15 protein-coding genes are annotated in these 12,453 nt (G+C 63.2%); 10 read left to right on the top strand and 5 right to left on the bottom strand.

Annotated features, from left to right (window positions below):
- The first annotated feature begins 83 nt into the window (after positions 1–83).
- Positions 84–1,154: an AI-2E family transporter gene (locus HU144_RS18030; protein ID WP_092103486.1), complete on the top strand. Its 1,071-nt coding sequence runs from the start codon at positions 84–86 to the stop codon at positions 1,152–1,154.
- Positions 1,155–1,157: 3 nt separating this feature from the next.
- On the opposite strand, the gene HU144_RS18025 is transcribed toward HU144_RS18030, so the two are convergent.
- The gene (locus tag HU144_RS18025; protein ID WP_235352464.1) at positions 1,158–1,373 is read right to left on the bottom strand and encodes a hypothetical protein; all 216 of its coding nucleotides are present in this window, start codon (positions 1,371–1,373) and stop codon (positions 1,158–1,160) included.
- A 58-nt stretch (positions 1,374–1,431) separates the two neighbouring features.
- On the opposite strand from HU144_RS18025, the gene HU144_RS18020 reads away from it, so the two are divergent.
- From HU144_RS18020 to HU144_RS18000, 5 genes are all read left to right on the top strand, one after another.
- Complete coding sequence (locus tag HU144_RS18020) at positions 1,432–1,902, top strand: GNAT family N-acetyltransferase (RefSeq protein WP_235352463.1); 471 nt, start codon at positions 1,432–1,434, stop codon at positions 1,900–1,902.
- A 105-nt stretch (positions 1,903–2,007) separates the two neighbouring features.
- A complete protein-coding gene (gene aqpZ / locus HU144_RS18015; RefSeq protein ID WP_235352462.1) occupies positions 2,008–2,781 on the top strand; it encodes an aquaporin Z in 774 nt (257 codons plus the stop codon).
- Entirely contained in the window at positions 2,778–3,338 is a 561-nt protein-coding gene (locus tag HU144_RS18010; RefSeq protein ID WP_268825973.1) for a GNAT family N-acetyltransferase, read from the top strand. Before aqpZ ends, HU144_RS18010 begins: the two co-directional genes overlap by 4 nt.
- 8 nt (positions 3,339–3,346) lie before the next feature.
- Positions 3,347–3,958: a M23 family metallopeptidase gene (locus HU144_RS18005; protein WP_235352460.1), complete on the top strand. Its 612-nt coding sequence runs from the start codon at positions 3,347–3,349 to the stop codon at positions 3,956–3,958.
- Positions 3,959–4,043: 85 nt separating this feature from the next.
- Complete coding sequence (locus HU144_RS18000; RefSeq protein WP_092103478.1) at positions 4,044–4,496, top strand: SRPBCC family protein; 453 nt, start codon at positions 4,044–4,046, stop codon at positions 4,494–4,496.
- A gap of 8 nt (positions 4,497–4,504) precedes the next feature.
- Here the strand turns inward: HU144_RS18000 and HU144_RS17995 are convergent, their stop codons facing one another.
- Positions 4,505–5,527, bottom strand: a complete 1,023-nt coding sequence (locus tag HU144_RS17995; RefSeq protein ID WP_235352459.1) for a hypothetical protein — start codon at positions 5,525–5,527, stop codon at positions 4,505–4,507.
- 249 nt (positions 5,528–5,776) lie between these two features.
- On the opposite strand from HU144_RS17995, the gene exaC reads away from it, so the two are divergent.
- Together exaC and HU144_RS17985 are read left to right on the top strand one after the other, a co-directional pair.
- Positions 5,777–7,300 (top strand): acetaldehyde dehydrogenase ExaC, encoded by a 1,524-nt coding sequence (exaC, locus tag HU144_RS17990; protein WP_235352458.1) that lies wholly within the window; start codon positions 5,777–5,779, stop codon positions 7,298–7,300.
- Positions 7,300–7,719 (top strand): DUF779 domain-containing protein, encoded by a 420-nt coding sequence (locus HU144_RS17985; protein ID WP_235352457.1) that lies wholly within the window; start codon positions 7,300–7,302, stop codon positions 7,717–7,719. The genes exaC and HU144_RS17985 overlap by 1 nt, the downstream gene beginning before the upstream one ends.
- Before the next feature lie 6 nt (positions 7,720–7,725).
- Here HU144_RS17985 and HU144_RS17980 read toward each other — a convergent pair whose 3' ends face one another.
- Positions 7,726–8,343 (bottom strand): helix-turn-helix domain-containing protein, encoded by a 618-nt coding sequence (locus tag HU144_RS17980; protein WP_235352456.1) that lies wholly within the window; start codon positions 8,341–8,343, stop codon positions 7,726–7,728.
- A 114-nt stretch (positions 8,344–8,457) separates the two neighbouring features.
- Between HU144_RS17980 and HU144_RS17975 the strand changes: the two genes are divergently transcribed.
- A complete protein-coding gene (locus HU144_RS17975) occupies positions 8,458–9,429 on the top strand; it encodes an NAD(P)/FAD-dependent oxidoreductase (RefSeq protein WP_235352455.1) in 972 nt (323 codons plus the stop codon).
- On the top strand, positions 9,429–10,049 hold the full coding sequence (locus HU144_RS17970) for a class I SAM-dependent methyltransferase (protein WP_235352454.1): 621 nt from the start codon (positions 9,429–9,431) through the stop codon (positions 10,047–10,049). Before HU144_RS17975 ends, HU144_RS17970 begins: the two co-directional genes overlap by 1 nt.
- 6 nt (positions 10,050–10,055) lie before the next feature.
- On the opposite strand, the gene HU144_RS17965 is transcribed toward HU144_RS17970, so the two are convergent.
- Both HU144_RS17965 and HU144_RS17960 read right to left on the bottom strand, forming a co-directional pair.
- Complete coding sequence (locus tag HU144_RS17965; RefSeq protein ID WP_235352453.1) at positions 10,056–11,399, bottom strand: alkylhydroperoxidase domain protein; 1,344 nt, start codon at positions 11,397–11,399, stop codon at positions 10,056–10,058.
- Between the two features lies 1 nt (position 11,400).
- On the bottom strand, positions 11,401–12,444 hold the full coding sequence (locus HU144_RS17960; RefSeq protein ID WP_235352452.1) for a putative FMN-dependent luciferase-like monooxygenase: 1,044 nt from the start codon (positions 12,442–12,444) through the stop codon (positions 11,401–11,403).
- Positions 12,445–12,453: the final 9 nt, after the last annotated feature.

The following is a 12,453-nucleotide window of genomic DNA, read 5'->3' as shown; positions in this document are numbered from 1 at the left end:
GTTGAAGGATTGTGCCAGGTCTCGCCCTCGATCCTAACGCGTGAACACGCTGAAGCGCATGGTCGCTGGTTACACTTGTCACCATGGGCAAAGGGCAGGGAAAATCGCTGACTCTCAACAGCGCATTCCGGGTCGGCTTCACCGGAACGCTCGGTGTGGGACTCGCATTCGGGCTGATCACGGCCCTGCAGTCCGTGGCGACCGTCATCATCTACATCGGTCTGGCCCTGTTCCTCGCGCTCGGACTCGAACCGATCGTGCTGTGGCTGGTCGAGCGCAGGCTGCCCCGGTCCCTGTCGGTCGTCCTCGTCGTTCTGGCCTTCCTCGCCATCGTCGCGGGTGCTGTGCTGCTCATCGCCCCTGCCGTCATCAGCCAGATCCAGCAGTTCATCGGTGATCTTCCGGACATCGTCGCGAGCCTGGCGGCCACAGGGTGGGTCGCCGACCTCGAACAGAGATTCACCGGAGCGGTCGATCTCGACAAGATCTTCGCCAACCTCGGCGAGTGGGCATCCGACCCGAAGAACGTGGTGTCGTTGGGCGGCGGGGTCGTGTCCATCGGAGCCGGCATTATCAGCTTCCTCGCCGGCGTCGTCATCGTCGTCATCCTCACCATCTACTTCGCCGTGACGATGCCGACGATCAAGTCGGCCATGCTCTCCCTCGTCGCTGCGAGCTCCCGACCGACCGTCGAATCCGTCACCGAGGAAGTCACCCGATCCATCGGACGCTACGTTCTGGGTCAGGTGTCCTTGGGCATCGTCAACGGCGTGTGCTCGGCGATCTTCCTCACCATCATCGGTGCCCCGCTGCCGGCGCTGTTGGCGTTCATCGCGTTCCTCGCCTCACTCATCCCACTCGTCGGCCCGATCACCGGTGCGATCATCATCACCGGGTCCTGCCTCATGGTCTCTCCGGGGCTGGGGATCGCCGTCGGCATCTACTACCTCGTGTACATGCAGGTGGAGGCGTACCTGCTCAGCCCCCGCATCATGAAGACCGCGGTCAATGTGCCCGGTGCGCTCGTCATCATCGCGGCCATCGCCGGCGGCACCCTGGGCGGAGTCCTCGGGGCCGTGGTCGCTGTGCCCGTGGCCGCCTCGGGAATGATCATCATCCGCAAGGTCGTCGTGCCTGCGCAGGACGAGAGGTAGCTGCTAGTCCTGGTCGTCGGTGCTGTTGCGGCGGTTGCGGACGATGAGGCCGATGACGTACCTGACCAGGTAGTAGGTCACGAAGTAGGCGACGGCGATGACGACCACGGCCGTCAGCAGATCTCCGTTGCCCATCACAGGCGGGCCGAGGAACACCGCGACCGTGAGTGCCGCGAGATAGGGAATCAGGCGGAGAACCGGGCTGTCGACATCGCTCATGTTCGTCAGCGTACCAAGTGCCGGCTCCCTCGCCGAGGTGGGCGCTAGGGTTGAGTGCATGACACAGACACGGTGGAGTGCAGTCAGAGATGACCAGGTGCCCGACGATGTGGATCGTCTTCTGCTGACTGTCCCGGAGTGGTTCGGCAGGCCGGAATCCAACGCCGAGTACGTCGATGATGCACGAACCATGGAGACCTGGACGGTGCGAAACGAGGCTGGCGAGGTCGTCGGGGTCACGCTGGTGTCGTGGCATTTCGATCACTCTGCCGAAGTCCATTTCACGGTTGTCGACCGATCGGAACATGGGGCAGGAGCCGGCACAGCAATGATGCGAGCGATTGCAGCCGATGTGAGGAGAAGGGGCGCCACGCTGCTGCAGGTGAAGACGTTGGGGGCTTCGAACCCCGATCCCAACTACGACCGGACACGACACTTCTACCAGAAGATGGGATTCTTCCCGCTCGAGGAGACCGATCTGTGGGATGAGCAGACGCCCTGCCTGATCATGGTCATGCCGTTGGTCTGAGCCCGCGTCGTACTCGGTCAGAGGAGACGACAGTACGACTTGGGCTCATCTGCTGAGACGTGACTGTAGTATGGAAAACGGCATGATATGTGGCACACATCACAGATGGGATCAATCATCATGGCGCTCCAGCAGAAACCCACCCTGGTCTCGAAGATCTTCGCCGAATTCCTCGGTACCTTCGTCCTCGTCTTCGGCGGCTGCGGCGCGGCCGTGTTCGCAGCAAAGGTCGTCGGTGACGACGGCATCAACATGGGCATCGGATTCCTCGGCGTCGCGCTGGCCTTCGGTCTCACCGTCGTCGTCATGGCCTACGCCGTCGGACATGTCTCCGGTGGACACTTCAATCCCGCAGTGACGCTGGGCTGTGCACTTGCGGGCAGGACCCCGGTCAAGGACGCCGTTCCCTACTGGATCACACAGCTGGTCGCCGGCATCGTCGCCGGTGGAGTCGTGCTCCTCATCGCCTCGGGCAATCCCGACTATTCGCTTGCGAAGGACGGTCTGGCGACGAACGGCTATGGAGAATTCTCCCCGAACGGATTCTCCTTGGTCAGCGTGCTCGTCGCCGAGTTCGTCCTCACCGCCATCTTCCTCTACGTCATCCTCGGGACGACCGACGACAGGTCCCCGGTCGGAATGGCACCTCTGGCGATCGGCCTCTCACTCACACTCATCCACCTCGTCGCCATTCCGGTGTCGAACACTTCGGTCAATCCGGCGCGTTCCTTCGGTGTCGCGGTATTCGCCGGTGGAGACGCGCTCGGTCAGGTGTGGGTGTTCTTCCTCGCACCGCTCGCCGGTGCCGCCGTCGCCGGACTCACCTATAACCTTCTGTTCCCGAAGGCTGTCGAAGTTCCCATCACCGAGGGCGGATGACACTGCCACACTGGCCAGCGGAGCCACCGGCTTGTGGGCAGGTTCTGCTGCGAGCAGTGGAGGCGCGGGATGCCGCAATGGCTCAGCAGCTGTCGACCGATCCCTATGTGCCGCAGACGGGTTCACTGCCAGGAAACGCCACCATGCAGGAGGCCAGCGACTGGGTCGAACGCCAGCAGGGTCGTCACGCGGAGGGAGCTGGCTTCTCGTTCACGATTGCGCGGCGAACCGATGAGTTCGCGATCGGTCACTGCGGTCTCTGGCTGAAGGATCTCGACGAGGGGCGGGCGAGAGCTGGTTATGCCGTTGCACCGTTCGAGCGTGGGCGCGGCTATGCGGCCGAGGCACTCGCGGCCCTGACCGAGTTCGGGTGGACTGTACCGGGAGTACAGCGGATCGACCTATTCATCGAACCGTGGAACATCGCATCGATTCGCACCGCCGAACGGGCAGGCTATGTTCGCGATGTACTCCTGGTCAGCCATCAGCTGGTCGGCGGCGAATGTCGCGACATGATCCTGTATTCCTCGGTACGACGGGGCCACCCCAGGAGGTGATGAACCCCATGGCCGACTTGCTCGATATGGACTACCCCTTCACCGGCCGATGGCTGGTTCAAAACAGTCCCGCCGACCGGGTGCCGAGCCACGGCACGACACTCTTCGCGACCTCATACGCAATCGACTTCGTGCCGGTCGATGGCTCTGGGAGATCGGCGCCCTTCACCTTCGGCTCCCTCCTCCGTCCGGAACCTCCGGAGAGCTTTGTCGGCTTCGGCCGCCCGGTGCTCTCTCCGGTCGCAGGAACTGTCGTGGCTTCTCATGACACTGAGCGTGATCATTTCTCGTACCGCGGTGTCCCGTCGATCGGATACTCCCTGACACAGGCCCGGCGTGTCGGCGAGGGCTGGCGTGCGCTCGCCGGCAATCACGTCATGATCCGGTGCGACGGCGGTATAGTCTCGCTCTGCCATCTCCAGCATCTCAGCACACGAGTTCGGGCGGGACAGCACATTGAGATCGGCGAAGAGATCGGCCGGTGCGGAAACTCCGGCAACAGCACGGAACCGCACCTGCATGTCCAAGCGATCGACCGCGTCGACATTGAGCACGCTGTGGCTGCGCGCATTGCGTTCAGAGGCGCATTGCCGTCGAATGGTTCGGTTGTCTCGCGGTAGTGCGCTCGAATGAGAACTCGCCTAGTACGACCGGCTGATCCGAATCATCCTTGTGGCTTGATGCCGGGCACTGAAGAATGTGCCCATGGCCGACAAGAATCCGGATTGGGGCTTCGACAGATCGCTGGTGATCAAAGCGCCGGCTGCCCAGGTCTGGCCGCACGTGGCAGACCCGATTCGATTGAGCAGATGGTGGTGTCCGCCGCCGACAGTGCAGATCGACTTCGAACCACGAGTCGGCAGCCCCTACGAGGAGCACTACAGAGACGACTCCCACGAGTACGTGCTCACTGGTGAGATCACCGTCTTCGACGAGCGGTGCTGCATCGCGATCCTTCGGCGGACGAATGGGCGCTTCGGCCGATCCGACAGAGTCGAGATCACCCTGCAACCACACGGGGAGGATACGAAGGTGGTCATCGTGCATCGCTTTGACGACATTCCAATCGAACGCCGAGGCGAAGCGCGCGACTTCTTCGCCGACGGGTGGGACTTCAGCCTCGAACTCCTCCGGCGAAATATACTCAGAACCGACTAGAACCGGCGTCATCGTCTGTCGTACTTGGCGCCGAACGCATCCCGCATGAGAACGGCGAACATCTCCGTCATGCGGACAGCGACGCTCGCATGCTCAGCGATGAGGTCGGCACCCTTTTCACCGAGAGCTGCGCGAACCGGATTCAGCGCTGAGGCTGCCGGATCAGCTGCTGCGGCACGCAGCAGCTCCAACCGCCTGGACCCGGAGGTGTATCCGAGTTCGAACAGCGTCCAGTGAAACAGGTGCATGAGGCCGGTGTCACGGTCGAAGCCCTGATGAGTGGACAGCGATGACTCTTCGTCCGCGGTGAGATCGAAATCGCGGTGGAGCGAGAGTCCGAAATCCGTGAAGATCAGTCTGCCGTCGTGGATGAGGATGTTTCCCGGATGCACGTCGAAGTGGTGGAATCCCTGCTTCTCCATCCACGCCGTGGCATCGATGATCTGTCCCACGGCCTCAGCAAACACCGTCGATCCGCTGCCTTCGGCCACGCTTCGGCGCACCCACGACCCCAAGGTCTCAGGCACATGTTCAAGGAAGATCACCATACTTGTGGGCGCGGACGTCATCTCGGAGAGCTTCGTCTCAACTTGAGGCCAAGAGGTGCCCCATCGGCGCCTCGGGCTGTCTCCGTCGAATTCGCTGAGGTCGGATTCGCACTTCAGATCGACGATTCGCCACCCGAGCAGGAGCGGAAAGAAGTCTGTCTCCCCGGAACGGACGCAATCGGAGGTGAACGTGTGTGCTGCCAGCTCGCGCCCGACACCATGCGCCGGGCTCCCGATCCCGTAGTGGCTGACAAACGGCAGTCCAGTGTGATTGCGGGTGGCGGTCGGATCCGACGCTTCGCTGTGTGTGAGTGGAAGCTGCTTGATGAAGACAGGAGCTCCATCGATCTCAGCAGTTCTCGTGGTTCCACCGATGCCGACCCCTACTATCTCAGCGGCGTCGACGAGCGCACATACCTGTGAATCATCGAGTCTGTGGATCTCGGCAGAGATTCTACGGGCACTTTCCACGCGCCAAGTCATGACCTTACGCTGAGGCCGATAGATATCTGCTTCGGATGATTCGCGATCAGCAGGATAGAACGGTCGGACATCCATGGAGTCATTCTCTCAACTTCACGTCGAAATCGTGCAGGCTATTGTTCGCAGACTCTCTCCGCCCTATGGTGAGAGGACACGGACACATCCGCTCCGCGCAGTCGACCACGACCATGCACTGCACGCGAAACAATGCGTGCGATGCGAGCGGATGGACTCACAGGAAGGAGTGTCATGGCAGTCTACTCAGCACCCGGTACCGAAGGTTCGCTCGTCACGTTCAAGTCGCGCTACGAGAACTACATCGGAGGCGAGTGGGTGCCGCCGAAGAACGGCGACTACTTCGACAACATCACTCCCGTCACCGGACAGGCATTCACAGAGATCCCCAGCTCCACCGCCGAGGACATCGAAACCGCCCTCGATGCGGCTTGGGCAGCAGCACCCGCCTGGGGGAAGACCTCGGTGACCGAGCGTTCGAACATCCTCCTCAAGATCGCTGATCGAATGGAAGAGAATCTTGAGATGCTCGCGGTCGCAGAGACGTGGGACAACGGCAAGGGCATCCGCGAACCGCTGGCCGCCGACATCCCACTGGCCATAGACCACTTCCGCTACTTCGCTGCAGCGATCCGGGCCCAAGAAGGCGGCCTGTCGCAGATCGACGACGACACCGTTGCCTATCACTTCCACGAACCGCTCGGCGTCGTCGGGCAGATCATCCCGTGGAACTTCCCCATACTCATGGCCACGTGGAAGCTGGCACCGGCGCTCGCCGCAGGCAACTGCGTCGTCCTCAAGCCCGCCGAGCAGACTCCGGCCTCGATCCTCATCCTGGCTGAACTCGTCGGTGATCTGCTGCCAGCCGGTGTCCTCAACATCGTCAACGGCTTCGGAGTCGAGGCAGGCAAACCTCTGGCCTCGAACAAGAGGATCAAGAAGATCGCGTTCACCGGTGAGACGACGACCGGTCGTCTGATCATGCAGTACGCCTCGCAGAACATCATCCCGGTCACCCTGGAACTCGGCGGCAAGTCACCGAACATCTTCTTCGAAGACGTCCTCGCCGCCGACGACAGCTACCGCGACAAGGCGCTCGAAGGCTTCGCGATGTTCGCGCTCAATCAGGGTGAGGTCTGCACCTGTCCGTCTCGCGCTCTCGTCCAGGAGTCGATCTTCGATGACTTCGTCGCCGCCGGCGTCGAGCGTGTGCGAGCGATCAAGCAGGGCAATCCACTCGACACCGATACCCAGGTCGGTGCGCAGGCCTCGAATGATCAGTACGAGAAGATCATGTCCTACCTGCAGATCGGCAAGGACGAAGGCGCCGAGGTGCTCATCGGCGGAGACAAGGCCGAACTCGAAGGAGATCTCGCAGGCGGCTTCTACGTCCAGCCCACCATCTTCAAGGGCTCGAACAATATGCGGATCTTCCAGGAGGAGATCTTCGGTCCAGTCGTGGCACTGACCTCGTTCAAGGACTACGACGACGCCATCACCACCGCCAACGACACGCTCTACGGTCTGGGGGCCGGCGTCTGGGCCCGCACCGGCAACATCGCCTACCGTGCCGGCCGTGACATCCAGGCCGGCCGTGTCTGGGTGAACAACTATCACGCCTACCCGGCACATGCCGCGTTCGGCGGATACAAATCATCGGGAATCGGACGTGAGAACCACCTGATGATGCTTGACCACTACCAGCAGACGAAGAACCTGCTGGTCAGCTACTCGGAGAACGCACAAGGATTTTTCTGATGAGTGAATCGACACAGACAGCAGCACTGGAATCGGCCCCCACCATCGATGGGGAGGAGAAGTCCCGGGTGGCCATGACACAGGCCGCCGTCGACCTCCTCGGCGAATTGGTCGCCAAACACGGTCAACTGATGTTCCACCAGTCGGGTGGCTGCTGCGACGGGTCCTCGCCGATGTGCTTCCCAGAAGGCGACTTCCTGACCTCCGATGCCGATGTCCTGCTCGGACACTTCGAACTGCCTATCGACGACAGTGAGAAGTCCGGCCTCGACTTCTGGATGTCGGTCGAGCAGTTCGAATACTGGAAGCACACGCATCTGACGGTGGATGTGGTGCCCGGACGGGGAGGCGGCTTCAGCGTCGAGTCACCGACGGGCAATCGCTTCATCATCCGGTCGACACTCATGGACGTCGGCTGAAGCCAGTCAGTTCGCCTGGCGCTTCTGCTCTGCGCCGAGGTGGCGCTTCGGTGCCGCTCGGATGTGGGCTCGTTCTCCCTGTTTGCCGACGAGGCTGAGGAATTCGACTGGTCCTGAGCTGGTGGCGCCGAACCAGTGCGGAGTGCGAGTGTCGAACTCGGCGGCCTCGCCTGGTTCGAGGATGAGGTCGTGTTCGCCCAGGACGAGTCGGAGTCTGCCGTTGAGGACGAACGCCCAGTCATAGCCCTCATGGGTGCGCAGCTCTGGCACTGTCTCGTCGTCCCCGGCGGGAAGGACGAACTTGTAGGCCTGGATGCCCCCGGCCCGACGGGTCAGAGGCAGGATGGTGCGACCGTCACCACTGGGGATCGGACGCAGATTGATGCGCGGATCCCCAGTCGGTGGAGCATCGACGAGCTCGTCGAGAGTGGCTCCGAATGCGCGTGCCAAGGGCAGAAGCTGCTCGAGGCTGGGGCGGCGGTGACCGGCTTCGAGTCGGGACAGTGTGCTGATCGAGATGCCGGTCTCTTCGGAAAGATCGGTGAGAGTGATGTCGCGGCGCTGTCGCAGCTGCTTCAGGCGCGGTCCGACAGCATCGAGGGTGCGGTCCATGAGTTCATCCATGCTCACTATTTTGCCATTCGGCAAACTCATTTGCAATGGCGCGTCGTGCTTGTCACCATCGAAGTATTGGAACGTCGCAAAGGCAGTTCCTGATTTCTTGGGAGGACGAGAGGCATGAGCGTGGCAGAGAAGAAGAGCGCAATCAGAGACGTCGTGATCGTAGGAGCGGGAGCGGCCGGCCTCAGTGCGGGCCTGACCCTGGCCCGCGCACGCCGGAGCGTGACCGTGATCGACGCGGGCCAACCGCGCAACGCACCCGCGGACGGAGTGCGCGGGCTGTTGGGCCACGAAGGCATCAGTCCTCAGGAGCTGCTGACGCGAGGACGAGAAGAGGTGCTCGGCTACGGAGGGGAGCTCATCGACGATGAAGTCGTCGCCGTCAGCGGCGCCGAGGACGGATTCACGCTCAGCTTACGCAGTGGGAATGCGGTCGAAGGCAGGCGCCTGCTCATGGCCACCGGTTTGGTCGATGAGCTGCCCGAGATCCCGGGTGTCCGCGAACAGTGGGGCCATGGCGTGCTCCATTGCCCGTACTGCCATGGGTGGGAAGTTCGGGATGGCCGCATCGGAGTCCTCGTCACCACCCCGATGGCCGTCCACAAGGCATTCCTGTTCCGCCAGTGGAGTGACCAGGTGATGCTCTTCGCCGGAGACCACGAGCTCAGCGAGGACGAGCAGATCAAGCTGCAGGCACTCGACATCCCAGTAATCGAAGGCGGGATCGCCAGCCTCGAGATCATCGACGACACACTCACCGGTGTACGTCTGGACGATGGGCAGGTGGTCGCTGTGGACGCCGCGGTCGTGGCAACGCCGATGGTCGCGCGGACCGAACTGTTCGCAGGCATCGGTCTCGAACCCACGGCACATCCAGCAGGAGCTTTCATCGAAACCGAATCCTTCGGACTGACCTCGGTCCCGGGTGTCTGGGTCGCAGGCAACGCCACAGACATCGGAGCACAGGTCAGCGGTGCGGCGGCAGCCGGAGCGCTCGCCGCCCAGCACATCAACACCGATCTCATCTTCAAAGACCTCGATCGTGCAGCGGCAGAATTGAACGACGAGCAGGCCGGGAAGGCAAGCTGATGACTCACTCATTCGATAAGAACTACTGGGACGAGACCTGGGACGGCGAACGAGCCCCCATGATGAGCTCAGGCGATCCGAACCCCCACCTGGTCCACGAGATCGGTGAGCTCGAACCCGGGACTGCCCTCGATGCCGGCTGCGGTGCCGGAGCAGAAGCCATCTGGCTGGCGGACAAGGGGTGGGACGTCACCGGCGCTGACGTCGCCGACACTGCGCTGAACTATGCCGAGGATCGTGCGGCCGCTGCCGGGAAGGCCGGACGAATCGCATGGGTCCAGGCTGACCTGTCCGTATGGGAACCGGAGACGCAGTTTGACCTGGTCACCACCCACTATGCGCATCCTGCGATGGGGCAGCTGGACTTCTACGACCGCATCGCCGCCTGGGTGGCACCCGGCGGAACCCTGCTCATCGTCGGCCACCTCCACCACCACGGCCATGGCGAATCTCACCCACCTGCAGAAGCCTCAGCCACCGCCGACTCCATCACGGGCCGTCTCGATCCAGCGGTCTGGACCCTCGTCACCGCCGAAGAGGCCCAGCGGACGATGGTCGGACCTGGAGGCCGCACAATCACCATCGACGACGTCGTGGTCAGGGCACGGCGCGATCGCTGAGCCTGGTCACTTTCCGGGTGCCAGCACCTCCGGTTCTCCCAGGGAGAGCATGAGCCGATTGGCCCAGTTGAAGAAGGCCGCGCAGTTGAGGACGTCGACGATGTCCGCGTCTTCGAGACCGGCTTCGCGCAGTGCAGTCACATGCGCCGGGCCGAACGCCTGGGGCGTGAGCGTGAGCGCCGCGGAGGCGTCGACGACAGCATCCCAGACCGCGTCGCCGAGGTTCGGCGGTGTGTGAATGCCAGAGTCGAGCAGCGACTGCACCAGGTCGCGGCGCCCGGATTCCTCAGTGGCCCGGTCCGAGTGGATCGAGGCGCAGAACAGGCACCCGTTGAGACGTGAGGCCACGGTCGCGGCAAGCTCGCGTTCGGCCCGGCCGAGTCCGTCGGTGGTGTTGAAGAAGATGTCGAGATCGGTCAGCGTCCGGGCCCGCAGAGCCGCAGGATCTCTGGCCAACAGACGGAAGTAGGGGTTCTTCGCCCGCCCCGCCTCGATCAGAGCCTCGCGCTGGACATCGGTCAGCTCCGCCTCGGCGACGGGTGCGATCCAGGGCACCCACCCCAATCCGGACTGCTGGAACAATGAGGGCCGTTTGAGATCGGAGTAGGAGCTGACACGATCGCCCACCCGGGCCAGAGCTTCGCTGCCTTTCGAAGAGGCAGCGGTTTCCCTCGCCGAGGTGGCCTCGCCGTCATCGTCGACCGCTTCCGGTGGCTCGTCTGCGACGGGGGCCAGGGCCGCGGCCGGTGCGTGGACCAGTGCCGTCAGCCCGGTGCTGATGCGGATCTGGAAGTTGAGGAACGAGACAAGCTGCGCGAGCGTGACGATCGAATCCTCGTCCCATCCGGCATCGAGCAGCAGCGCCATATGTTCGGGTCGAGAATCTCGCGGATGCAGGACCAGAAGATGAGCGAACTCGAGCCCGGCGGCCAGCTGCGGACCGAGGACTTCGATGGACTTCTTCTCCACTGACAACCATGGTCCGATGACGTTCTCGTCAGCGAGTGCAGCGGATTCGAAGATTCCATAGGGACCGTGCCCGGATGACCGGGAGTCGAGTTCGGGCAGAGCCTCGTCGAGGAGTTCGGCGATTGCCCAGGACGCGACCTCGTCCTCGTCGCGAAGGAGGTCGCGGTAGAACTCCTCGGCGGCAGGAGATCCCAGCAGCCCGGCGGTGAAGGCGGCGACGGCGTAGCGATCTCGCTGGGAGAACTCCTCGGCCTCGGCAGGTTCCAAGAGAGCTTCGAAGCTGAGCTGCGCATTCTCCTTGGCCTGTGCACGGTGATCGCGGAGAGCATCGAGCGGGTCCTGCGCGGCGATTCCCGCCAGGGTGTTGATGATGTCGGTCATGTCAGGCCGCCTGTTCTGTCGTCAATGTCAGTCCCAGAGCCGGTGCCACCTCGGTGGCCAACAGCTCGATGGATCGCAGGGTGGTCTCATTCGTCGCGGGCACCGAGTGCACCTGGAAGCTGACGTCGGTGGCCCGTGAGAGGACACGGTCTGTCGAGAGGCGTTCGACGACCTGCTCGGAGGTGCCCAGGAACGTATCCGTGGCGACGAGCAGCTCATCAAGGCAAAGGCCCGAGGTGTCGTAGCCGACGAGGCGGTCTGCCTCGGACCGCAGCGCCGGTTCCGTCAGCGCACGCAGCGCCGGCAGATCCTTGGCCTCGGCGACGACGGCCGTGCGGGAGGCGAGGATGCGGGGCTCGATCCCCGCCGGCAGGTTCGACAGATAGGTGTCGATGACCGGCAGCTGCACCTCGTCGAGGGGTGCCCCTGGGTTGTCCTGTGCACGGGGTTGCGTGCGAGAGAGCATGAGGCCATCACCCGCGGCACCGGCCGCTCCGGCACCGCCGGAGGAGAAGGTGGCCTGCCAGAGTCGTTCGGAGAGTCCGCGACCGTCAGACAGGCAGGAGGCCTGCGGGTAGAGGGTGTGTCCGGTGTCCAATGATCTCCCTGCCAGCAGAGTCTTCAGCGCGGCGAGGTTGTCGGCGAAGACTTCGCGGCGGACATCGAAACTGGTGCCGAAGGCCGGGAACGACTTGGGGTTTCCGCCCGAACCGAGTCCGATCTCAAGGCGCCCGCCGGAGAGCACATCGGTGACTGCGACGTCTTCGGCCACACGCACACCGTTCTCCATCGGCAGGGTGATGATCGCTGTGCCCAGTCGAATCCGAGACGTCTGCGCCGCCGCATGGGCGAGGAACACGAGCGGGGAGGGAAGACCACCCTCGGCCGCGGAGAAGTGGTGCTGGGCGACCCAGGCCGAATCGAAGCCGTGGGTCTCGGCCGCCTGGATCTGTTCGAGCGCGAACCGGTAGCGCTGGTCGGCCGGAGCGTCCTCGAGCAGGCGTGTGAAGAATCCGAGCCGGGGTCCGGGGGAGCTGTTCGTCATCGTGGTGGT

The sequence above is a fragment of the Brevibacterium sp. UCMA 11752 genome (assembly GCF_021532235.1).
Taxonomy (GTDB): Bacteria; Actinomycetota; Actinomycetes; order Actinomycetales; family Brevibacteriaceae; genus Brevibacterium; species Brevibacterium antiquum.
The sequence above is the reverse complement of the archived record's forward strand: the minus strand, read 5'-3'. Positions and strand labels throughout refer to the sequence as shown.

Excerpts from the sequence above, each read along its gene's own strand:
- exaC (WP_235352458.1), top strand. The coding sequence starts at position 5,777 with ATGGCAGTCTACTCAGCACCCGGTACCGAAGGTTCGCTCGTCACGTTC.
- HU144_RS17980 (WP_235352456.1), bottom strand. The coding sequence starts at position 8,343 with ATGGATGAACTCATGGACCGCACCCTCGATGCTGTCGGACCGCGCCTG.
- HU144_RS18020 (WP_235352463.1), top strand. The coding sequence starts at position 1,432 with ATGACACAGACACGGTGGAGTGCAGTCAGAGATGACCAGGTGCCCGAC.
- HU144_RS17965 (WP_235352453.1), bottom strand. The coding sequence starts at position 11,399 with ATGACCGACATCATCAACACCCTGGCGGGAATCGCCGCGCAGGACCCG.
- HU144_RS17975 (WP_235352455.1), top strand. The coding sequence starts at position 8,458 with ATGAGCGTGGCAGAGAAGAAGAGCGCAATCAGAGACGTCGTGATCGTA.
- HU144_RS17985 (WP_235352457.1), top strand. The coding sequence starts at position 7,300 with ATGAGTGAATCGACACAGACAGCAGCACTGGAATCGGCCCCCACCATC.
- aqpZ (WP_235352462.1), top strand. The coding sequence starts at position 2,008 with ATGGGATCAATCATCATGGCGCTCCAGCAGAAACCCACCCTGGTCTCG.
- HU144_RS17970 (WP_235352454.1), top strand. The coding sequence starts at position 9,429 with ATGACTCACTCATTCGATAAGAACTACTGGGACGAGACCTGGGACGGC.
- HU144_RS18000 (WP_092103478.1), top strand. The coding sequence starts at position 4,044 with ATGGCCGACAAGAATCCGGATTGGGGCTTCGACAGATCGCTGGTGATC.
- HU144_RS17960 (WP_235352452.1), bottom strand. The coding sequence starts at position 12,444 with ATGACGAACAGCTCCCCCGGACCCCGGCTCGGATTCTTCACACGCCTG.
- HU144_RS18025 (WP_235352464.1), bottom strand. The coding sequence starts at position 1,373 with ATGAGCGATGTCGACAGCCCGGTTCTCCGCCTGATTCCCTATCTCGCG.
- HU144_RS18005 (WP_235352460.1), top strand. The coding sequence starts at position 3,347 with ATGGCCGACTTGCTCGATATGGACTACCCCTTCACCGGCCGATGGCTG.
- HU144_RS18030 (WP_092103486.1), top strand. The coding sequence starts at position 84 with ATGGGCAAAGGGCAGGGAAAATCGCTGACTCTCAACAGCGCATTCCGG.
- HU144_RS18010 (WP_268825973.1), top strand. The coding sequence starts at position 2,778 with ATGACACTGCCACACTGGCCAGCGGAGCCACCGGCTTGTGGGCAGGTT.
- HU144_RS17995 (WP_235352459.1), bottom strand. The coding sequence starts at position 5,527 with ATGACTTGGCGCGTGGAAAGTGCCCGTAGAATCTCTGCCGAGATCCAC.